Source organism: Bradyrhizobium sp. CSA112 (assembly GCF_029051645.1).
Lineage (GTDB): Bacteria > Pseudomonadota > Alphaproteobacteria > Rhizobiales > Xanthobacteraceae > Bradyrhizobium.
This window is the reverse complement of the sequence record NZ_JAACFS010000021.1, coordinates 18,548-40,709: the sequence shown is the minus strand read 5'-3', so window position 1 is coordinate 40,709 and position 22,162 is coordinate 18,548. Positions and strand designations below refer to the sequence as shown.

The following is a 22,162-nucleotide window of genomic DNA, read 5'->3' as shown; positions in this document are numbered from 1 at the left end:
CTAGCCAGTATGTATCCCCTCATCCTGAGGAGCCGCGCCAGCGGCGTCTCGAAGGCAGGCCCCACTGTAGCCTCATGGTTCGAGACGCGCTGCGCGCTCCTCACCATGAGGGGCGACAGATCACCGCTCCGCAAACGCCTTTTCCACCACGAACTGGGCCGGCTCGCCGTGATTGCCTTCGACAAACCCCTTGCCGTTGAGCAGCGTGCGCGTGTCCGCCACCAGCGCCGGGCTGCCGCAGATCATGACGCGGTCAAGCGCGGGATCGAGCGAGGCCAAACCGATATCGCCGAACAATTTTCCTGAGTTGATCAGGTCGGTGATGCGGCCGCGGTTGCGGAACGGGTCTCGAGTCACGGTCGGGTAATAGATCAACTGGTTGCGGACATATTCGCCGATCAGTTCGTCGTTCGGCAGCTTTTCGGTGATCATCTCGCCATAGGCGAGCTCGGCGACGCGGCGGCAGCCGTGCAGCAGCACGACCTTCTCGAACCGCTCATAGGTCTCGGGATCCTTGATCACGGAAAGAAACGGGGCCAAGCCCGTGCCGGTGCCGATCAGATAGAGATTGCGGCCGTCCTCGAGGTTGTCGATGACCAGCGTGCCCGTGGCCTTGCGGCTGACGATGATCTCGTCGCCCTGCTTCAAGTGCTGGAGGCGCGAGGTCAGCGGCCCGTCCGGCACCTTGATCGAGAAGAATTCCAGCCGGTCCTCGTAATTGGCGCTGGCGACCGAGTAGGCCCGGAGCAGCGGCTTCTCGCCGACCTTCAGCCCGATCATGGTGAACTCGCCGTTGCGGAAGCGGAACGAGGGATCGCGCGTGGTGGTGAAGCTGAACAGCGTGTCGGTCCAGTGATGGACGCTGAGGACGCTTTCCTGGTTGAAATTGCTCATCTTGCCGTTCCCTGACCTGCAAGCCGGATTGACCGGTGAAATCATTCGTATACGATCGTTCGTATACAAACGAATAATCCAGCTTGATCCGATCGTCAAGCCGGGCAGAATGCGCAGCGAAGGCATTGAACCAAAAGGAAAAACCATGGCCCACGATGCACCCCAGGCGACCGGTCCCAGCAAGCTGGTGATCCGCAACATCGGGCTGCTGCTGTCGGGGGCCCTGGAGAAGCCGATCCTGGACGGCGATACGATCGTGGCCGAGAACGGCAAGATATCCGCGATCGGCCGTTTCAAGGACGTCAACACCGAGGGCGCCACCACGGTCGTCGACGCCAATGGCACCACCGTCGCGCCCGGTCTGATCGACAGCCATGTCCACCCCGTCGCCGGCGATTGGACGCCACGGCAGAACCAGATCAACTGGATCGACAGCTATCTCCATGGCGGCGTCACCACCATGATCTCGGCCGGCGAAGTCCACATGCCCGGCCGTCCACGCGACGTCGTCGGCCTGAAGGCGATGGCGATCTTTGCGCAGCGCGCGTTCTGGACGCTGCGTCCGGGCGGCGTGAAGGTTCACGCCGGCGCGCCCGTTATCGAATGCGAGATGGTCGAGGACGATTTCAAGGAATTGGCCGCGGCCGGCGTCAAGCTGCTCGGCGAAGTCGGTCTCGGCGGCGTCAAGGACGGTCCGACCGCGCGCAAGATGGTCGGCTGGGCGCGTAAATACGGCATCCAGAGCACGATCCATACCGGCGGTCCCTCGATCCCCGGCTCCGGCCTGATCGACAAGGACGTGGTGCTGGAAGCCGACACCGACGTGGTCGGACATATCAATGGTGGCCACACCGCGCTGCCCGACGACCAGATCCGCTGCATCTGCGAGGGCTGCAAGCGCGGGCTGGAGCTGGTTCACAACGGCAATGAGCGCTCGGCGCTGTTCACGTTGCGCACCGCGCGCGAGATGGGCGACCTGCACCGCGTCATCCTCGGCACCGATGCGCCGGCCGGTTCCGGCGTGCAGCCGCTCGGCATTTTGCGCATGGTCTCGATGCTGTCCTCGCTCGGCGACCTGCCCGCCGAACTCGCCTTTTGCCTTGCAACCGGCAACACCGCCCGCATGCGCGAGCTCGATTGCGGGCTAATTGAAGTCGGCCGCTCTGCCGATTTCGTGCTGATGGACAAGGCCCAGCATTCGCCCGGCAAGAACATCCTTGAAAGCGTCCAGCTCGGCGACCTCCCCGGCATCGGCATGACCATCATCGACGGCATCGTCCGCACCCAGCGCAGCCGCAACACGCCGCCCGCGGGGAAGGTGCCGGAGATCCTCATCGGGCATTGATGCCGGTGGACCTGCGAGTGCGCCGGGCGACCATACCCTCGAACGCGATGACCGAATTGCCGGTCAGGCCTCATTTTTGTGAGCTCACTCACACTTAGCCCTTAGGAGTAGCCCTTAGGAGCCGCGTGGAACCCGCGCACGGCTGCTTGCGGTGAACAGCCACCATGGTACGCTGTAGGTGCTGGAAAGATTGCCTGCCTCACACTGTATTGACAGTTGGGAGCCAATCCAAGCCATGGCTCAGATTCGTGACATCAAGACAGGCCGAGTTGGCGCGCCGACGCGCGAACCGGCACCGCGCCGCCTTGCGGCCATCGTGGCAGGCGATATCTCCGGTTACAGCCGCCTGATGCAAATCGACGAAGAGGGCACGCACAACCGTGTCAAGCGCATCGAGCGCGATCTCATCGAACCCAGCATCATAGAACATCACGGCAGGCTCGTTAAAACCACCGGCGACGGGTTCATTGCGATTTTCGATAGTCCCGTCGAAGCTGTCCGCTGCAGCATCGTGATTCAGCAGAATCTGGTGGGACGCAACGCGGCACTGCCGAAGCACCATTGGATCGAGTATCGAATTGGCGTCAATCTTGGCGATGTCATCATCGAAACGGACGACGTTTACGGCGACGGCGTCAACATTGCCACGCGGCTTGAAGGCATAGCCCAGCCCGGCGAAGTCTATATCTCCGGCGGCATCTACGAACAGATAAAGCATAAGCTGGTTTGCGGATACGAATCGCTCGGTGACCGCCACGTCAAGAACATCACCGACCCGGTGCGGGTCTATCGTGTGCTTTCCGATCCGGCTGCGCTTCTGCAAAGCCGGAAGCGGCGCGAGGGCATTCTGGTCTCCTTGCTGATCCTTGCGCTGCTGCTCATTGCGGGCGGCGCTCTCTGGACGCTCTTGCCAACCGGCAAGCTGCTAAATCTGGTTTCGGCCCCCGTTTCACCTCCGGCTGAAGTGCAGAAGGCACCCGCCGCGAAGCCACCAGCGCCGCCCGCCCAGCCTGCGCCGACGGCCCCAACTCAGCAGCAGGCGATGCCTCAGCCAGAGCTGTCTCCAGCTTCCAAACAGGCCGCGCCGCTACCGCCGTCCGCCGCACCCGCTGGTCAACCAACCACGCAGGCGCCCGCCTCGGTTCGAGAACCCGAGATGGTCTCGCTTCGGGGTGGCAGCTTCGCCATGGGCAGCAACGAAGACGTTTCGGAAAAGCCGGTCCGTCAGGTAACCGTCAAGCCGTTTGCGATGGGGAAATTTCCTGTCTCCGTGGGAGAATGGAACGCATGCGCTGCCGCAAAAGCATGCGGATTCACAGCGAGCGGAAAGGACGATGCGCCTGTTACAAACGTGAGCTGGAGCGACGCCAAGCAATATGCCGCGTGGCTGGCGGAAACCACCCGCAAGCCGTATCGACTGCCGAGCGAGGCCGAATGGGAATATGCAGCGCGCGGCGGCACGCAGACCCGATACTGGTGGGGCGATCAGTTTCAGCCCGGCATGGTCAATTGCAAGAACTGCAGTGACATTCCAGCCATCGACCAGCCGGTGAAGGTTGGCAGCCTCAAGCCAAATCCTTTTGGGCTATTCGATATGGGCGGCGGCGTTGACCAATGGGTGGAAGACTGCTGGCACAGAAATTATCAAGGCGCGCCGGCGGACGGGTCAGCGTGGGTCGAGAATGGATGTCCCTCGCATGTCATCCGTTCCGGCTCCTGGAGGAAAGACTCGCAATATGCCCGGACGTCAAACCGCGGCAGCTATGACACCAACGTGCGATATCCCACCCACGGGTTCCGCGTCGCACTTTCCCCCTAGAGCGGGATAACTTTCCTTCGAAAAGTCGTCCCGCTCTATCTCTTTATTCGAGCATGATCTTTTCAGAAAACCGGCACCACTTTTCCGGATCATGTTCTAGGAAGCGTTGAGAGACAGTCATGAAGTTTATGCAGTGGATCGCTCTGTCTGCAGCGCTCACTTGCCTGCCGTTCGCCGCGTGCGCTCAAGGAAAGCCCGCTGCGAAGGATGCGCTTCTTTATTTCGTGTGGCCGCAGAACGGCGCCACCATCAAAGGCGCATTCTGGTGCCGCTTTGGTCTGCGCAACATGGGCGTAACGCACGCCGGCGATAATTATCCAAACAGCGGCCATCATCACCTTCTGATCAATGTGAACGACCCGCTCAATCCGAACGAACCGATCCCGCAAGACAAGTCACATCTTCATTTTGGGGCGGGTCAGACCGAAGCCCGGATCGAACTTCCACCCGGCAAGCACACGCTTCAGCTCGTGCTCGGCGATGCCGAACACTTCCCGCACGTTCCTCCGGTGGTCTCGCAGAAAATTACCATCACGGTCAAATAGAGCGAAACTCTTCTCCACCTGCCCTGAATCCTTGCGCTTCGAATTACCTGTTTTGCGTGATCGGCTGGTTGGTCGTCCAGTCGAAGGTACCCTGGTCGCGTTCGTCGACGGCGTGTTTCCACCCCATCTCCTCCGACCGCCGCTTGAAGTTCAGCCCCTCGGGAGAATGCCGGGTGATACCGTCGAACACGGTTGCGATCATCTGCGTGCCCATCAGGCCCATATTGTAGAGCGCCTGGTTGACCATCAGCTTCTGCATCATGAGCTGGTTCTGCGGTACGGTGGCGATGCGGTGTGCAAGCGCGTCGACCTCCTCATCCAGCCTGTCGGCCGGAACGGCTTTCAGCACGAGGCCGAGCGCCGCCGCTTCAACGCCGGTGATCTTGTCGCCGGTGAACAGCATGCGCTTGGCTTTTTCGGCGCCGAGCCGATAGACCCACATCGCCGTGGTCGGACAACCCCAGACCCGAACCGGCGGATAGCCGATGCGCGCATCTTCCGCCATGACGATCATGTCCGAGCACAACGCAATGTCGGAGCCGCCGGCGACTGCAAAACCCTGCACCTTGCAGATCACGGGACGTTTCGAGCGAAACAGGCTCATGAACTTGTTGGTGTTGTCGGACATGGCCGCGTAATCCTTCATCGGATCCCACGGCATCTCCTGGGTGTAGCGGTTGGCCCTGTCGCCGGAGGCGTAGGCAGTCAGGTCGTATCCGGCGCAGAAGGCGCGGCCGGCGCCCGCCAGCACAATGACATGCGCCCCCGGATCGTTATCGGCGCGCGCCACCGCCTCCGCAAGCGCGCCCGGCAACTCGTCGTCGATCGCATTCATGACTTCTGGCCGGTTCAGCGTGATGCGCGCGATGCGACCGTCGCGTTCATAAAGGACTTTGGCCATGAGAGCCTCCCTGGATAGAGGAATTCAGATCTTGGCATAATCGCCGTGGCGGCCCTTGCCGGCGGCAAAGCGCGCGGCGCCGCTGACGCCTTCCTTGAAGATGGCTTCAACGCCGTTGGTCCACTCCTGCCGCAACGCTTCACGGACCGGCAGACCGTAGGTTTCCACCACCGAGCGGCGATCGGCCCGCACGGCCGCTTGCGGAAACCGCGCGATCTCCCGCGCCATTGTCTCGGCCGCGGCACGCGCGCCACCGGTCTCGACCACCTGTTCGCACATGCCGATGCGCAGCGCTTCGTCCGCCGGAACCTTGCGGCCCGTGAGGATGATTTCCATCGCCTGTCCCTGCCCGACCAGACGGGCCAGACGAACGCTGCCGCCATCCAACAGCGGGATTCCCCAGCGCCGGAATTAGACACCAAAATAGGCGCTCTCGGCCATCACGCGGATATCGCACCACAGCGCAAGCTCCATGCCGCCGGCCACTGCCGGTCCTTCTACCGCGGCAATTACCGGCTTCGACAATTCCAGTCGCGTCGGTCCGAGCGGGCCGCGCGGCGCGGGGTTTGCACCGGTGGGGAACGCCAGGCCATCGACGACATGACGCTGGAAGGCGTCGCGATCACTGAGCGTGCTGGCGAATTTAAGGTCCCAGCCGGCACAGAACGCGCCGCCCTCGCCCCAAAGCACGGCGACGCTAGCGGAATCATCCGCATCGAATTCCTTGAAGGCCGCCACGATTGCTTCCGCGCTGTCGGGGTCCATCGCGTTGCGGGCTTCCGCAAACCGGCTGTGAATGACAGTCCATACCGCGCCCTGCTTTTCGATCCGAACCATTGCGCCTACTCCCTTACTGTCTTGATTTGCGTGCGGCCTTCATGTTCTTCGCCCTCGTCGGGGCAAGGCATTGCGCCAGCATCATGCGAAGCAGCGTCTGTGCGCCGGTTTCCAGAAAATCCAGACGGCCCGCAATCTGCAGCACGAGAGCGCCGATCATCTGGCTGGTCAGCAGTGCGACCCAGGGACGAACCTCGGCCGGCTTGAGGCCCCGCACCTCGGTCAGCGGCAGCGCGATGCGTTCAAGCACCTTCCATAGCGCCTGGTTGAGTTCCTCATCCGACGGCTTGCCTACGCCCAGCCGCTTGAAGCCGCGAAAAGCGTAGAGGCCCAGATTTATCTCAAAGCGGTGATCGAGATAGTAATTCAGGAAGGCTCCACAGGCCGCTTCGACCTGCGCCTCCGGCGTCCGTGCGGCAGCCACGGCCTCCGCGACATAGGCATCGAGCGCCGTCAACGACTGTTTCAGCAGCTCGGCATAGATCGCTTCCTTGCTGTCGAACAGCGGATAGATCGCGCCGGTCGTGCAGCCGGCGCGAACCGCGATGCCACGCATGGTCGCGCCTTCGAGCCCCTGCTCGGCGAATTCATCGCGCGCCGCGCGCAGGAGAAGCTCGCGCTTCGCCCCCTTCACGACGTCCGACCAGTCCTTTGCAGAGATTGCGGGCTTGCTCATGATAACAATGTTATCAAATAGTTTGACGTGACGTCAACGGTAACAATGGTTTCACGGAGCCCCGCCAATCTGGCCAAGCCAACGCTCGATCGATTGCACGGAGAAAGCGTGCATAGGACGCAGGGCGCCTCTCCCTGCAAATGGTCGCGAGCGAATGGCGATGATCGAACCTGCGTTGACGCGTTCGCGACGCCGCCCAAACCGGCAAGCGCAATCATCAGCAGGCTTCCGCGCCCTTTGCGTCGCGCAGCGGATCAGTAGCACCATCGTTATTTTCGCCCGCCGTATTGCGGTGTATGGTCGGTCGGCAAACCCCGGCCGGCGGCGCTCGCAAGAGGAACTCAACGCGCCGGGTGATGTCTTGCTGCTGCATGCCGCTGAGCCGTGTCGCTGTACATCGAGGCAAACAGGGAGGCAGTACGATGAACATTCGGCCCGATCCCACGTTTCACGCTTCGCCAAAGCTTGCCATGGAAGCTCCGCCGGAGAGCTTCGCCTATACCGTACTGCTCAGCCCGGACGCCTCAAAGCCGGATGCGCTGGCGGTGATCGACGTCAATCCGAATTCCCAGACCTACAGTCAGATCGTTCACACGGTGACGATGCCGAACAAGGGCGACGAGTTTCACCATTTCGGCTGGAACGCCTGCTCGTCGGCGCTATCGCCGCTCACCGGACATGCCTTCCTCGAGCGCCGCTATCTGATCATTCCCGGCATGCGGTCATCCCGCATCTACATCGTCGATACCAAGCCCGATCCCACCAAGGCGGCGATACACAAGATCATCGAGCCGGAGGAAATCTTCAGGAAGACCGGATACTCGCGGCCCCACACCGTTCATTGCGGGCCGGAAGGCATCTACGTCTCTACGCTCGGCGGCGGCGGCAAGGATGGCACCGACGGACCGCCCGGCGTCTTCATCATGGATTGCGAAACCTTCGAGGTGCTCGGACGGTGGGAGATCGATCGCGGCCCCCAGACAATGCACTATGATTTCTGGTGGAACCTGCCACGCGACTACATGGTGACGAGCGAGTGGGGGTTGCCGCCGCAGTTCGAAAACGGAATCGTGCCGGAGGATCTGCTCTCGAACAAGTACGGTCACCATATTCACTTCTGGGATCTGCGGGCCCGGCGAAACGTGCAGACGATTGATCTCGGGGCCAATCATCAGATGGGGCTGGAAGTGCGTCCCGCGCACGATCCGGTTCGCGAGTACGGCTTTCTGGGCACCGTGGTCGACACCACAAATCTCGAAGGCTCGATCTGGACCTGGTGGCGCGAGGGCGGCAAGTTTCACGTCGAGAAGACGGCGACGATCTCGCCCGAGGCGGCGCCGAAGGAGCAATTGCCGCCGCTGCTGCAGGGCTTTGGCGCAGTGCCGCCGCTGGTGACGGACATCGACCTGTCGATGGATGACAAATTCCTCTACGTCGCCTGCTGGGGTACCGGCGAGATGCGTCAATACAATGTCAGCGAACCGCGAAGGCCGAAGCTTGCCGGCTCGGTGCGCATCGGCGGCATCGCACGCCATACCCCGCACCCTAACGGCAAGGCCTTTGCAGGCGGTCCGCAGATGGTCGAGATCAGCCGCGACGGCAAGCGGGTGTACTGGACCAACTCGCTCTACTCGACGTGGGACGATCAGTTCTATCCCGACGGCGTCCCGGGCGCCATGGTGATGGCCAATACGAAGCCGGACGGTGGCCTCGAGCTGGCAAGAGACTACTGGGTCAACTTCCCCGACGGATACCGCGCGCACCAAGTCCGGCTCGACGGCGGTGACTGTTCGACGGATTCGTTCTGCTATCCGTCGGTCTGAATTTGAGCGCAGCCGACTGGACACCGGCCTGGCTCTGGCTGGCTGTCATCGCGAGCGGCCTCTACCACGGCGTCAACCCGGGCATGGGGTGGCCGCTCGCCGTTTCGGCTGGATTGATGGAAAGGAGCCCGAGGGCGCTGGTGGCCGCGCTCTGGCCGCTCACGGCCGGCCATCTGCTCGCGATGCTTCTCGTGATCTTGCCCTTCGCGCTGCTCGTTGCCGTCGTCGAATGGCAGCGCACGATACAGATTGGCGCCAGCCTCCTCGTCATCGCCTTCGGTTTGTTCCGGCTTGCCAACAGGCGCCATCCGAGAGTGCTGGCGCGGATATCACCGGCGCAACTGGGGCTTTGGTCGTTCGCCGTGGCGCTTGCCCACGGCGCCGCACTGATGCTGGTGCCGATCTATCTCGGGCTCTGCCAGGAAGCCGATCTCGACAGCGGCCATGCTGCCGCCGGCACGCTCATCAACGCCAATCTCAGCATGGCCGTGCTGGTCGCTACCATCCATGCCGCCGCGATGGTCGCCGCCGGTGGATGTTGCGCGTGGCTCGCCTACCGCTATCTCGGCCTCAAATTCATATCGCAAAGCTGGTTCAACCTGGACACGACCTGGGCCGTCAGCCTCATCCTGGTCGGCGCGGTCGCACTGGCATTCAACCTGAGCTGACGCGGAAGCCGCGGCCGGCATTCAGCGCAACTTGTCGAGTAACGCGATCAGCGTCTCGCGCTCCTTCGCATCCAGCGGCGCCAGCGTCTCCCGCGTGATCGCGAGCGCGTTCGGCGCGGCCTTCTCCGCCAGTTGCTGGCCGGCGCGGGTCAGGCTCACCAGCAGGCGGCGGCCGTCCTCAGGGTCCGGGCTCGTCTCTGTCAGGCCACGCGCCGTGAGGCGGTCGATCACACCCTTGATGGTCGCGACATCCATCGCCGTCAGCCGTCCGAGCAGGTTTTGCGAGCACGGCCCGGTCTCGGTCAGTTTGGCGAGCGCAGCCCATTGCGTCGGCGTCAGGTTGATGCCAATCTCGCGGGCGAAGATGGTGGCATGGCGCTGCCAGACTTGGCGCAGGATGAAGCCGATCTGCTCGTCGAGGATGTAGGACGGCCGCGCCGGCTTGACGCTTCGTTTCGGCGAAACACTCCTTCCCATCTGCGCTCCCCGCCCTTCCCCTTTGCCGATCACAGTGACAGATGCGCATCCCGGATGTCCGGCCGCGCGTCGAGTTCGGCCATCGTGCCGCCGAAGCAGATCTTGCCACGCTCGATGATGTAGGCGCGGTCCGAAATCAGCCGTGCGAAATGCAGGTTCTGCTCGGATACCACGATACTGACGCCTTCTCTCTTCATCGCAAGGATAGCTTCGACCATCTGCTCGACGATCTTCGGCGACAGTCCTTCCGAGGGCTCGTCGAGCAGCACCAGCGACGGGTTACCCATCAGCGTCCGCGCGATGGTCAACATCTGTTGTTCGCCGCCGCTCATTCGCCCGCCGGGGCGGTTGCGCATTTCGCCGAGATTGGGAAACAGCGTGAAGAGCTTTTCGCGGGTCCAGTACGGTGCGTTCGGCCGCTTGGGCTGGCGGCCGACTTCGAGGTTTTCATCGACTGTCAGGTCCGTGAAGATGCGTCGCTCCTCCGGCACGTAGCCGAGCCCGCCGCGCACGATCGCATGCGTCGGCTGGGCCGACACGTCCCTGCCCTCGAACACGATGCGCCCGGACCTGTTCTCGACCAGGCCGACGATGGAACGGAAAGTCGTCGACTTGCCGGCGCCGTTGCGGCCGAGCAGCGCCACCACTTCGCCCTCGCCGACTTCGAGCGCAATATCGAACAGGATATGCGCCGGGCCGTAAAAGCTGTTGAGATCGGCGACCTGCAGCTTCATGCGCCGGCTCCCTCGCGATGCCGCGCGTCGTAGACCAGGCCCTCGCCGAGATAGATCGCACGTACCTGCGGGTTGCCGCGGACTTCCTCGGGCGAGCCTTCGGCGATCAGGCTGCCGCGGTTGAGCACGAGGATGCGATCGGCATGTTCGAACACCACATCCATGTCGTGCTCGGTGAAGAGCACGCCGATCGACTGCTCGCGGGCGATGCGCGCGGTCAGCCGCATCAGCTCGATCCGCTCGCGCGGCGCCATGCCGGCGGTCGGCTCGTCCATCAGTAACAGTTTGGGCTGGTTGGCGAGCGCGATCGCAAGCTCGAGCCGCTTGAGGTCGCCGTAAGCCAACTCGCCGCAGGGCCGCCCGGCATAGGCGCCCATACCGACGAGATCGAGCAGCCGTCCCGCCTCGTCGCGCGCAAACTGCGCGGTCGAGCCCCAGAGATTGAACAACTGCCTACCATAGGACACCAGTGCAACCTGCACGTTCTCGCGCACCGTCATGGTCGGGAACGTCGCGGTGATCTGGAACGTGCGCCCGACGCCGAGCCGCCAGATCGCGCGCGGCTTCCGCCCCACCGTATCCTCCCCGAGCAGAGTAATCCGGCCGCTGTCCGGGATGTTCTGGCCGTTGAGCATGTCGAAGCAGGTGCTTTTCCCGGCTCCGTTGGGCCCGATCAACGCCAGGATTTCGCCGGCCCGGAGCTCAAACGACACGCTGCGCACGGCATGCACGCCGCCATAGGATTTGCTTAAGGCTTCGACTGACAGCAATGTGGGGGCCATGCTCATTCGGCAGTCTCGATCCGGGAGGCGAGCAGCGCGGATTTCGTATCAGGAGATCGCCAACGATTCCTGATCGTCTCCAGCGTGCCAACGATGCCTTTCGGGAAGGCGACCACCATCAGCACGATGAAGCCCCCTAGCACCAGCTTGGAGAGATCGGTCTGGCTGACCAGCCAGATATTGGCCGCCTTGAACACGATGGCGCCGATGACCGCGCCGGAAACCGTCTCGACGCCGCCGAGCAGCACCATGACCAGCGCATCGACCGACAGCGAGATGCCGAGGCTGTCGGGGAAGACGCTGCCCTTCAGATAGGCGAACAAGGCGCCGCCGATCCCTGCGACCGTGCCCGATATGACGAACGCCGTCCACTGCACGCGCTTGCCGTTGATGCCGATCGCCTCGCTGCGCAGCGGCGAGTCGCGCGTCGCGCGCAGCGCGAAACCGAACGGTGAGAACACGATCACGCGCAATACCGTGACCGCGAGCGCGGCTATCGCGAGCGACAGCCAGTAAAAACTGGCCGGGCCGGCGGCCCACTTGTCCGGCCAGACGCCCAAAATGCCGTTGTCGCCGCCGGTCACCGCCACCCACTGGAACGCGATCGACCAGACGATCTGCGCAAACGCCAGCGTCAGCATCGCGAAATAGACGCCGGATAGCTGAACGGCGAAGAAGCCGAACACCGCGGCACCAAGCAGGCCGAGAAGCGGGCCGAGCAGCAGCGAAACGATCATCGGCAGCCCCGCCGCCTTGGCAAGGAACGCGACGCCATAGGCGCCGAGCCCGAAATAGGCGGCGTGGCCGAACGAGGCGAGCCCCCCGACCGACATCAGGAAATGCAGGCTCGCCGCAAAGATCACGTAGATCGCGATCTCCGACCCAACCGTGAGCGCATAGTTACCAGCGAACAGCGGCAGCATCGCTGCAAGGACCAGCGCGCCGAGCGACATCAGCCGCTCGCCTGATGTCAGCGGCCGCCACGGATTGACGGTCAGGCCGGGCGTGCGACGCGCGGCGGCTTCCGGTTTGCCGAACAGGCCCCATGGCCGCACGATCAGCACCACAGCCATCACAAGGAACACCAGGATGATGGATATCTTCGGGAAAATGAGAATGCCGAAGGCGTTGAGCTCGGACACCAGCACGGCGGCGACGAAGGCGCCGATGATGCTGCCGAGCCCGCCGATCACCACCACCACGAACACCTCGACGATGATACGCAGGTCCAGCGCGTGGTGCACGGCATCGCGCGGAATCTGCAGCGCGCCGCCGAGCGCTGCGAGAAAAACGCCGAGCGCGAACACGCTGGTGAACAGCCATTTCTGATTGACGCCGAGCGCCGCCACCATGTCGCGGTCCTGCGTCGCCGCGCGCACCAGCACGCCCCAGCGCGTGCGCTGGAACAACAGCCAGAGCACGCCGAGCACGACCGGACTGAGCGCGATCAGGAACAGGTCATAGCTCGGGATGTTCTGGCCGAAGAAATCGACCGCGCCCCTGAAGCCCGGCGCGCGGCGGCCGAGCAGATCGTCCGGCCCCCAGATCAGCACGACGATATCCTGGACCATTAGCGTGAGGCCGAAGGTTGCCAGCAACTGGAACAGTTCCGGCGCGTGATAGATCCGCCGCAACAGCACCATCTCGACCAGCACGCCGATGGCGGCGACAATCAAGGCCGCGACGACGATGCCGCCCCAGAAGCCGAGCGCGCCGGAGAAGCGCTCGGTCAGCGTGAACGCCATATAGGCGCCGAGCATGTAGAACGCGCCATGAGCAAAATTCACGATCCGCGTCACGCCAAAGATGATCGACAGCCCTGACGCGACCAGGAACAGCGACGCCGCGCTGGCGAGACCGGTCAGGAACTGAACGAAGTAAAAGGCCATTGGCGGTCCGGGTTAGGGCAGTCGTCAGAGCGGGGCCTTCATCCTTCGAGACGGCGCTTCGCGCCTCCTCAGGATGAGGTCTGGTAATCCCTCATGGTGAGGAGCGCGGCAACGCCGCGCGTCTCGAACCATGAAGGCCTCGATAGCGGTGAGCGACGGTCTCTGCGAGTTCGATTCGGAGAGACAGCCCCTCACCCCGACCCTCTAAGAGCGAGCTTCGCTCGTCTCGCCCCCGCAACAACGGGGCGAGGAAGAAGCGAGCGGCTCACTCCTTCGGACGCAGCTTGGCGACCTCGGCATCACCAGGAAGATAATCCGCGCCCTTGCGATAGACCGAGTTCACCATCACGCCCTTGCCGTCCTTCAGCGCGGTCTTGCCGACATAGGCCCCGAGCGTCGACTGGTGATCGATCTTGCGGAACGTGATCTCGCCGAACGGCGACGGCATCGACAGGCCTTCAGTCGCGGCAATAAGCTTCTCCGGATCGGTCGAATTGGCTTTGGCAAGGATCGCCGCCGCCGCCTTGATGGTCTGGTAGCCGACGATCGAGCCGAGGCGCGGATAGTCGTTGTATTTGGCCTGATACGCCTTCAGGAACTTGTCATGGTCCGGCGTCTTGATGTCGTACCAGGGGTATCCCGTCACGATCCAACCCTCCGGCGTCTCGTCCTTCAAGGGATCGAGATATTCCGGCTCGCCGGTGAGGAACGAGACCACCGAGCGGCCCTTGAACAGGCCGCGGGTGTTGCCCTCGCGCACGAGCTTTACCAGATCCGCGCCGAAGGTAACGTTGAGGATCGCCTCGGGATTGGCGGCGGCAACCGCCTGCACCACCGGACCGGCGTCGATCTTGCCCTGCGGCGGCCACTGTTCGTCGACCCACTGGATGTCAGGACGTTTCTCCGACATCAGCTTCTTGAACACCGCGACCGCCGACTGGCCGTATTCATAGTTCGGCGCAATCGTCGCCCAGCGCTTGGCCGGCAGTTTTGCGGCTTCCTCCACCAGCATCGCCGCCTGCATGTAGTTGGAAGGACGCAAGCGGAAGGTGTAGCGATTGCCCTTCGACCAGGTGATGGCGTCGGTCAGGGGTTCTGCCGCCAGGAAGAACACTTTCTTCTGATTGGCGAAGTCAGAGACTGCGAGACCGATGTTGGACAGGAACGTGCCGGCCAGCATCGCGACGTTCTCGCTCGACACCAGCTCGTTGGCCGCGGTCTGCGCGTCCGCCGGCTTGCCGCCGTCATCCTTGGAGATGACGACGAGCTTCTTGCCGTTGATACCGCCCGCCGCGTTGACTTCCTCGACCGCGAGCTGCCAGCCCTTGCGGTAGGGCTCGGTGAAGGCAGGCAACAGCGAGTAGCTGTTGATTTCGCCGATCTTGATTTCGCTCTGCGCCATGGCGCTGCCCGCCATGCCCGCGACCGCGATCGCCAAGCCTGCTCCAAGTACGTGTCTACGTCGCATCCCTACCTCCAATGTACTGTGAAACTATCTCAAACCGTCTTCGCCTTTGACTTCCGAAACCGTCAGCCCACCGACGCGCGGCAATGGCCTGCCACTATCGGTGACGGCCACCGCCACCATGATCTCGTTCGCGCGCGGCGCGTCATTGATCTGCACTTCCATGCCGTCGAAATGACTGCGCACGAACGCAGCGTCCTTGTGGCCGAGCGGTATATCCAGCGTCGTCCCGGGGCCGCTGCGCTTCTTCGACGACGGGATCAATGCTGCGCCCTTGCCCAGGACCTTGCGCACCGGCGCGCCCATCTTCGGATGCAGGATCGCTGCGGCGTGTTCCAGTTCGCCGTTTTCGCCGACGGCTGCGGCCTTGCCGTAGCTGTGGGCCTTTGCGCCGTCGATGCCGAGCGCCGCCACTGCCTTTTTCGAAAGCAGATCGCCAAGCTCCTCACCGATTTCGATCAGGGGCGAGAGATCCTCCACATACCGGCCTGCAAAGGGGTTCTCGATGACGGCGATCGCCGCGGCGCGCCGTGTCGCCGGCGCAACCTTTTGTCCCATCTCGAGATGGGTTTCCTCGACCACCGTGACGATCTTGCGAATGATCGCGCTCATTATCAGCCTCGCTCTCGATCAAACATGCGCTATTCTTTCTAGTGCGCTTGCGTGAAACGCCGGCAACACGCCTGCCTTGATCCCTGTTGCACCCACCAAGACAGTCTCGCCTAGTAGACGCAAGGCCGAACCTTCGATCAACCCCGCCGCAAGCAATTGCTGCGCCCGGCTCACCCCCGCCCTCAACGCCTCGTCAATCTCGCTTCCTCTGATCGCGCCGACGTCGCGGGTGACCGGACGAGCGCCGAGATCGCTGTCCGGCTGCAATTCATTCGCCGGACAACGGGCGATGGCGGGATGACCGGGCAAGTCGACGGCGTTGGCGATGATGGTGGCGGCGGCATCGGCCTGCGACGCAGTGCGCGCCAGCACGGTCACTGCATCGGCGATTCCGAGTGAAAAGCTGCGGCCATGCCGGCCGCTGGTCGCAATGCCCCGCGCCCCATCGCCGGATTCGATGTTGATGGTTTGCATCACTCCATGATGGTCCGGCCGGTCGATCAGCCCGATGGTGAACTGCGCACCACCAGTCAAATGCAGCGCGATGTCGCCGCCATTATTGACATAGGCGCGGTCGAGCCGCGCCGCACCGAGCATCGCACCAAGGATCTCTTCCGCGACGCTGCCCGCGACCGCCGCCATCGGCGTGATGAAGTGCTCGGCAGCAAACGGCGCCACCGCCGCATGCATGCGGCGCGCGACAACACCTTCCAGCTTGCATCGCACCGGATCGGCGGCGAGGCGTAATTCCACGAGTTCCGCGCAGAGCTCATCGAGCAGACCGGTAAAGCGGTTTGCCGCCGCCTGATAGGCGGCACGCACATCGGCCACCTCGCCACTGGCTTCGATAATCAGATCGATCGGACCGTCCTGCAAATGCAGCCGCTTGCCGTCAGGAAGAAGCGCGATTTGCGGCAGCCGTTTCATGCGCGCCGTCCCGGCATGTAGGGCATCGGACGGATTTCGCTGTTATCGCGCAAGGAAGCCAGCGGACGCACGTGATCCATGTGGCCGCCGAGCGCAGCGTAATCAGACAGTTTCAGCGTGAACTCGATCGGCGCTACCAGCGCCGGCGTCGGCACATAGCCGAACGCGCCTGCCGGCATCTGCGTGACATCGACCATGAAAGTGATGCCGCCGCCGGGCCAGACATAAACCGGCGCGCCGCCGCTGGTGACCCGCGTCAGCGCGACCTTGACCGAGCGCGTCAGCCGCACCGGATTGTCGGTGACGCCCGCACGCAGCGAGCCGCCGGCGCCGCCCATGAACAGCACCGTGCACAGCGCCGGTTCGCAATTTTCCTGGATGCGCTCGACCGAGAACTTCAGATCGGGCGGCATCTGCTTCTCGACCGGCCGCAGCGCTTCGTCGAGTTCGTAATAGGCCGCATGCTCTCCGGTGGTTGAAACCATCAGCATGGTCAGCCCAGGTCGCGCCTCCTTTGGATTGAACGGTCCCAGCACCGACAGCGGATCGGAAATGTTGGTGCCGCCCCAGCCGGTGCCGGGATCGGCGACCTGGAAATAACGGCCCGGCGTCGAGCGCCGCCCCTTCATCTTGATCCCGGTATCGGGAATATCGAGCAGCTTGCCGGCCTGATGCTCCGAGAGCACGCCGGTGATGTGATCGTCCACGACAACGACTTCGTCGACCTTGCCGTGCCATTGCTTGGCGAACATGCCGATCGTCGCGGAGCCGCAGCCCACGCGCATGCGCTCTTCGGCGACGCCGTTGACGATGGGCGGATGGCCGGCCTGCACCACGACCGTGGCGCCGCCGTCGATCGTCAGTTCCACCGGCTTGCAGTTGGAGAGATCCATCAGCGCGTCGCAGGTGACGCGGCCTTCCTTCTTGGAGCCGCCGGTCAGATGATGCACGCCGCCGAGCGACAGCATCTGCGAGCCGTATTCGCTGGTCGTCACATGGCCGATCGCTTCCCCTTCCGCGCGGACCGTTGCCGTCTCGGGGCCGAGATAGCGGTCGGTGTCGATCTTCACCTTGACGCCGCAATAGCTGAAAATGCCTTCGGTCACGACCGTGACCATGTCGACGCCATCGACTTCCGACGACACGATGAAGGGCGCCGGCTTGTAGTCGGGATAAGTTGTTCCGGCGCCGATTGCGGTGACGAAGACATTGGGCTCGTGGACGATCTTGCCGTCCCAATCGCCGCCGCCGGCCTGGAACGGCACCAGCCGCCCGCCATGCGATACCGTTCGCTCCAGCACGATATGCGGATCGACGCGCACCAGCTCGCCGTTGTGGTTGGCGTAACGATCGCACGCGCCTGCCGCGCCCGGCTTGATGTAGCACATCACCGGACAGGCATCGCAGCGGATCTTGTCGCCACCGGCGACGGTCGCATCGGTCATGAACAAGCCTGCAGTCGAGAAGGCGCCGATCGGAGCTGCTTCCTCGCTGCCCGATCACTTTGTTCGTATACGAATGATGTTGCGCGCGGACTTGAACGCTGTCAAGCGGGGCCAGAAGGCAAAAGCCTCGCTTGCCGCATAATACCTCATTTGCCTCGCATCTCTGTTCATAAAGCGGGCAGCGCGCTGCAGCGCGGGATGGCGCGCTTGCACGTTTGTACACAAACGGTATCTTTCGCAGGACATCCAGCGCAGAGTGTTGCAACGCAGCGAGGGCTTGAGGGAGCATGACGCAGAACACGATGCGCCTGACCGTCAACGGCAAAGCGTACGATGTCGACGCGGCTCCCGACACTGCATTGCTTTATGTCCTGCGCAACGACCTCGTTTTGAATGGACCGAAGTATGGCTGCGGTCTCGGCGAATGCGGCGCCTGCGCAGTGCTGATCGACGGCGTCGCCGCGCGTTCCTGCGTGATCCCGATCGAAGGCTGCGCCGGGCGCGACATTGTGACGCTCGAAGGTCTCGGTACGCGCGAGCATCCCGATCCCGTGCAGCAAGCCTTCATTAGCGAGCAAGCCGCTCAATGCGGCTACTGCCTCAACGGCATGATCATCACGACCAAAGCGCTATTGCTGCGCTCCCCTCACCCTACCGAGGACGAGGTGCTGGAAGCGCTGCGCCATCACCTGTGCCGCTGCGGCGCGCATATCGAAATCATGCGCGCGGCGATGCGGGCTGCAGGTCATGTGGTTGAGGCGCAGACGTGATGACTGGGCCTGATACGACCGAGCATCGCGAACGGTTGCAGGGATCGCTGTCTGTCGTTCGTCCGGCCTCACCGGTCGAGGCCGTCAAGTTCGAAACCTTCATCAAGATCACGGCCGACGGAACGGTCACCGCCTATAACGGTCACGTCGATCTCGGCACCGGCATCCGCACCGCGCTCGGCCAGATCGTCGCTGAGGAGCTCGACGTATCCTTTGCCCGCGTCGTCGTCGTGCTCGGCGATACGGCGCTCGTACCCAATCAGGGCGCGACGATTGCGAGCGAGACCATCCAGATCACCGCCGTGCCGCTGCGCAAGGCAGCAGCGCAGGCGCGGCAATTTCTGGTCGCGCGCGCGGCGGAGCGGCTCGAGCTTCCGGTCGAAGATTTCGTCATTGAGGACGGCTTGATCCGCGGCAAGGACAATCGCAGTGTCAGCTATGGCGAACTGATAGCGGGCGAGACCATTCGCCTGGAACTCGCCGACGACGTTCCGGTGAAGGACGTGAGCGCCTACAGTATTGTCGGTCAATCCATTCCGCGCGTCGACCTGCCGGCGAAGGCAACGGGTGAACTGGTCTACGTTCACGACGTGCGGGTATCAGGCATGCTGCACGGCCGCGTGGTGCGACCGCCCTATGCCGGCGTCGATGTCGGTGACTTCATCGGCAACAGTCTGATCGCGGTGGATGAGGCCTCGGTGCGCGACATCCCCGGTCTCGTCGCCGTCGTCAGGATCGGCGACTTCGTCGGCGTCGTCGCCGAGCGTGAGGAGAATGCGATCAAGGCTGCCGCCCATCTCAAGGTGAGCTGGAAGCCGGTGCCGACGCTGCCCGACCTGAAGGACATCGAGACCGCGCTGCGCGCCAATCCGTCGACGCCGCGCACGCTGATCAACAAGGGCGACGTCGATGCCGCGATTGCCGGTGCCGCCAAGCCGATGCCGCGAACCTATGTCTGGCCGTACCAGATGCACGCCTCGATCGGCCCGTCCTGCGCGGTCGCTGATTATCAGGACGATCACACCAGGGTCTGGTCCGGCACGCAGAACCCGCATCATCTGCGCACCGATCTGGCGCGGCTGATCCACCGGCGCGAAGCTGAAATCGAAGTGATCCGGCTGGAAGCTGCCGGCTGCTACGGCCGCAATTGCGCCGATGACGTTTCCGCCGACGCGGTGCTGCTGTCGCGTGCCGTCGGCCGCCCGGTGCGCGTGCAGTTGACGCGGGAGCAGGAGCATGCGTGGGAGCCGAAGGGTACCGCGCAGTTGATGGACGTCGATGGCGGGCTGAACGCCGACGGCAGCGTAGCCGGCTATGATTTCGCGACGCGTTATCCATCGAACGGCGCGCCGACGCTGGCGTTGCTGCTGACCGGCGCCGTCCCGCATACGCCGGCCATCTTCGAGATGGGAGACCGCACCGCAATCCCGCCCTACGACTACGAGAATCTGCGCGTGGTGGCGAACGACATGCCGCCCATCGCGCGTGCCTCGTGGCTCCGCGGCGTCTCGGCGCTGCCGAACACGTTTGCGCATGAATCCTGGATCGACGAATGCGCTAGCGAGGCCGGCATCGATCCAATCGAATACCGTCTGCGCTATCTGAAGGACACGCGCGCCGTCGATCTCGTCAATGCGGTGGCCGAGCGCGCCGGCTGGAAGCCGCGACCGGTGCGGCAGGAGAAAGAGGCCGAAGGCGATATCGTGCGCGGGCGCGGTTTTGCCTATGCGCTTTATGTGCACAGCAAGTTTCCGGGCTATGGCGCGGCGTGGTCCGCGTGGATCGCCGACGTCGCCGTCAACAAGGCAACCGGCGATGTCAGCGTCACGCGTGTCGTGGCGGGTCAGGACTCCGGCCTGATGATCAACCCGGACGGCGTCCGCCACCAGATCCATGGCAACGTCATCCAGTCGACCAGCCGCGCGCTGATGGAGGAAGTCTCGTTCGACCGCACCTCGGTGACAGCGCGGGAATGGGGCGCCTACCCCATTATCAAGTTTCCAGAAGTGCCGGACATCGATGTCTTGATGCTGCCGCGCCAGGATCAGCCGCCGCTCGGCGTCGGCGAGTCTGCCTCGGTCCCCAGCGCGGCCGCGATCGCCAACGCGATCTTTGATGCGACCGGTGTGCGCTTTCGCGAATTGCCGTTCACGCCGGAACGCATCCTTCGGGGATTACGCGGCGAGGAACTAGCAGCACCGGAGGCGTTGCCGCCGCCGGAATCGCGGCCCGACTTAAGCAGATGGCAGAATCCTTTTGCCGGACGGCGCGGCGTGTTTGCCACCGCCGCCGCGCTCTGCGCCGCCGCGATCGGCATCGGCGCGGCCGTGCTGCCGTGGCGCGCTATCGCGCCGATCGCACGGCCCGATGCCTCGGTCTATTCCGCTGCGACCATCGCTCGCGGTCAGCAACTCGCTGCGCTCGGCGACTGTGCGGTCTGCCACACCTCAGCGAACGGCCTGCTCAACGCCGGCGGGCGTCCGCTACAAACGCCGTTCGGAACGATCTACGCGACCAACATCACGCCGGATGTCGAAACTGGAATCGGCGCATGGTCCTATCCCGCCTTCGAGCGCGCGATGCGCGAGGGCATTCATCGCGACGGCCGGCATCTCTATCCGGCATTTCCCTATCCGCATTTCGCCAAGGCGAGCGACGCCGACATGCAGGCGCTCTATGCCTATCTGATGGCGCAGGCGCCAGTGCGCGCGGGGACGCCGCAGAACGTGATAGCGTTTCCGTTCAACCTTCGCCCGCTGATGGCAGGGTGGAACGCGCTGTTCCACCAGCCCGCTGTCTTTCAGCCCGATCCGGCCAAATCCGAAACATGGAATCGCGGCGCCTATCTGGTCGAAGGCCTCGGCCATTGCAGCGCCTGTCACTCGCCGCGCAATGCGCTCGGCGCAGAGAAGGCGAACGCCTACCTCGCCGGCGGATTCGCGGAAGGCTGGGAAGCGCCGGCGTTGACATCGCTGTCGCAAGCGCCGATTCCGTGGAGCGAGGACGAGCTTTACGCTTATTTGCGAACCGGCGAGTCGCGCTTTCACGGCGTCGCCGCCGGGCCGATGGCGCCCGTGGTGAAGGAGCTTGCTGCGCTTCCGGATTCCGACATCCGCGCGATGGCGGTCTATCTCGCTTCGTTTAACGAGATTTCCATGGACCGAGCGGCGCAGGAAGCGCTCGCCGCGAGACTGGAATCCTCGACGGGCACGCGCGCCTCGGTGGCCACAGGCGTCGGCGCCCGGATCTATCAGGGAGCCTGCGCGGTATGCCACGAGGTCGGCGGCGCGCCGCTGTTCGGCAGCCGCCCGTCGCTGGCGCTGAACAGCAATCTGCACAGCACTGCACCTGACAATCTGATCCAGGTCATCCTGCACGGCATCGCGAAGCCGGCGACAACCGACCTCGGCTATATGCCGGCCTTCAAGGACAGCCTGACCGACAGCCAGATCGCGGAACTGGCCACCTATCTCCGCCGGCAATTTGCCCCGGACAAGCCGGCCTGGACCGATGTCCAGGCTGCGATTAGCCGTATCCGGCAGGAATAGCGCGC

General features: G+C 63.6%; 18 protein-coding genes and 1 pseudogene. 7 read left to right on the top strand and 12 right to left on the bottom strand.

Features of this window, described 5'->3' with window-relative positions; all coding sequences use genetic code 11:
- Positions 1–120: 120 nt before the first annotated feature.
- On the bottom strand, positions 121–894 hold the full coding sequence (locus tag GWE18_RS27445) for a ferredoxin--NADP reductase (protein WP_275188807.1): 774 nt from the start codon (positions 892–894) through the stop codon (positions 121–123).
- A 145-nt stretch (positions 895–1,039) separates the two neighbouring features.
- Here GWE18_RS27445 and GWE18_RS27440 point away from each other — a divergent pair, with 145 nt between their 5' ends.
- The 3 genes from GWE18_RS27440 (at position 1,040) to GWE18_RS27430 (ending at position 4,603) form a co-directional block, all read left to right on the top strand.
- Positions 1,040–2,239: an amidohydrolase family protein gene (locus GWE18_RS27440; protein WP_275188806.1), complete on the top strand. Its 1,200-nt coding sequence runs from the start codon at positions 1,040–1,042 to the stop codon at positions 2,237–2,239.
- 235 nt (positions 2,240–2,474) lie between these two features.
- Positions 2,475–4,058: an SUMF1/EgtB/PvdO family nonheme iron enzyme gene (locus GWE18_RS27435; protein WP_275188805.1), complete on the top strand. Its 1,584-nt coding sequence runs from the start codon at positions 2,475–2,477 to the stop codon at positions 4,056–4,058.
- Positions 4,059–4,177: 119 nt separating this feature from the next.
- Complete coding sequence (locus GWE18_RS27430) at positions 4,178–4,603, top strand: DUF4399 domain-containing protein (protein WP_275188804.1); 426 nt, start codon at positions 4,178–4,180, stop codon at positions 4,601–4,603.
- A gap of 43 nt (positions 4,604–4,646) precedes the next feature.
- Here the strand turns inward: GWE18_RS27430 and GWE18_RS27425 are convergent, their stop codons facing one another.
- From GWE18_RS27425 to GWE18_RS27415, 3 genes and pseudogenes are all read right to left on the bottom strand, one after another.
- The gene (locus GWE18_RS27425; protein WP_275188803.1) at positions 4,647–5,504 is read right to left on the bottom strand and encodes a crotonase/enoyl-CoA hydratase family protein; all 858 of its coding nucleotides are present in this window, start codon (positions 5,502–5,504) and stop codon (positions 4,647–4,649) included.
- Positions 5,505–5,528: 24 nt separating this feature from the next.
- Positions 5,529–6,341, bottom strand: a pseudogene (locus GWE18_RS27420) (crotonase/enoyl-CoA hydratase family protein).
- Between the two features lie 13 nt (positions 6,342–6,354).
- Positions 6,355–7,017 carry a TetR/AcrR family transcriptional regulator gene (locus GWE18_RS27415; protein ID WP_275188802.1) on the bottom strand — a complete coding sequence of 221 codons (663 nt, stop codon included), beginning with the start codon at positions 7,015–7,017 and terminating at the stop codon, positions 6,355–6,357.
- Between the two features lie 422 nt (positions 7,018–7,439).
- Here GWE18_RS27415 and GWE18_RS27410 point away from each other — a divergent pair, with 422 nt between their 5' ends.
- Entirely contained in the window at positions 7,440–8,840 is a 1,401-nt protein-coding gene (locus tag GWE18_RS27410) for a selenium-binding protein SBP56-related protein (protein ID WP_275188801.1), read from the top strand.
- Positions 8,841–8,842: 2 nt separating this feature from the next.
- Complete coding sequence (locus GWE18_RS27405) at positions 8,843–9,508, top strand: hypothetical protein (RefSeq protein ID WP_275188800.1); 666 nt, start codon at positions 8,843–8,845, stop codon at positions 9,506–9,508.
- 21 nt (positions 9,509–9,529) lie between these two features.
- On the opposite strand, the gene GWE18_RS27400 is transcribed toward GWE18_RS27405, so the two are convergent.
- From GWE18_RS27400 to GWE18_RS27365, 8 genes are all read right to left on the bottom strand, one after another.
- Positions 9,530–9,985 carry a MarR family winged helix-turn-helix transcriptional regulator gene (locus GWE18_RS27400; RefSeq protein ID WP_275188799.1) on the bottom strand — a complete coding sequence of 152 codons (456 nt, stop codon included), beginning with the start codon at positions 9,983–9,985 and terminating at the stop codon, positions 9,530–9,532.
- 29 nt (positions 9,986–10,014) lie between these two features.
- Positions 10,015–10,719, bottom strand: a complete 705-nt coding sequence (locus tag GWE18_RS27395) for an ABC transporter ATP-binding protein (RefSeq protein ID WP_275188798.1) — start codon at positions 10,717–10,719, stop codon at positions 10,015–10,017.
- Positions 10,716–11,507: an ABC transporter ATP-binding protein gene (locus GWE18_RS27390; RefSeq protein ID WP_275188797.1), complete on the bottom strand. Its 792-nt coding sequence runs from the start codon at positions 11,505–11,507 to the stop codon at positions 10,716–10,718. Before GWE18_RS27390 ends, GWE18_RS27395 begins: the two co-directional genes overlap by 4 nt.
- Positions 11,504–13,390, bottom strand: coding sequence for an ABC transporter permease (locus tag GWE18_RS27385; RefSeq protein ID WP_275188796.1), 1,887 nt, complete (start codon positions 13,388–13,390; stop codon positions 11,504–11,506). The genes GWE18_RS27390 and GWE18_RS27385 overlap by 4 nt, the downstream gene beginning before the upstream one ends.
- A gap of 265 nt (positions 13,391–13,655) precedes the next feature.
- Positions 13,656–14,858: an ABC transporter substrate-binding protein gene (locus GWE18_RS27380; protein WP_275188795.1), complete on the bottom strand. Its 1,203-nt coding sequence runs from the start codon at positions 14,856–14,858 to the stop codon at positions 13,656–13,658.
- A 24-nt stretch (positions 14,859–14,882) separates the two neighbouring features.
- The gene (locus GWE18_RS27375) at positions 14,883–15,467 is read right to left on the bottom strand and encodes an amino acid synthesis family protein (RefSeq protein ID WP_275188794.1); all 585 of its coding nucleotides are present in this window, start codon (positions 15,465–15,467) and stop codon (positions 14,883–14,885) included.
- 18 nt (positions 15,468–15,485) lie between these two features.
- Positions 15,486–16,394 carry a UPF0280 family protein gene (locus GWE18_RS27370; protein WP_275188793.1) on the bottom strand — a complete coding sequence of 303 codons (909 nt, stop codon included), beginning with the start codon at positions 16,392–16,394 and terminating at the stop codon, positions 15,486–15,488.
- Complete coding sequence (locus GWE18_RS27365; protein WP_275188792.1) at positions 16,391–17,839, bottom strand: 6-hydroxynicotinate reductase; 1,449 nt, start codon at positions 17,837–17,839, stop codon at positions 16,391–16,393. Before GWE18_RS27365 ends, GWE18_RS27370 begins: the two co-directional genes overlap by 4 nt.
- 287 nt (positions 17,840–18,126) lie before the next feature.
- Between GWE18_RS27365 and GWE18_RS27360 the strand changes: the two genes are divergently transcribed.
- Positions 18,127–18,609, top strand: a complete 483-nt coding sequence (locus GWE18_RS27360; protein WP_057851675.1) for a (2Fe-2S)-binding protein — start codon at positions 18,127–18,129, stop codon at positions 18,607–18,609.
- Positions 18,609–22,157 carry a molybdopterin cofactor-binding domain-containing protein gene (locus tag GWE18_RS27355; protein ID WP_275188791.1) on the top strand — a complete coding sequence of 1,183 codons (3,549 nt, stop codon included), beginning with the start codon at positions 18,609–18,611 and terminating at the stop codon, positions 22,155–22,157. Before GWE18_RS27360 ends, GWE18_RS27355 begins: the two co-directional genes overlap by 1 nt.
- The last annotated feature ends 5 nt before the right edge of the window (positions 22,158–22,162 follow it).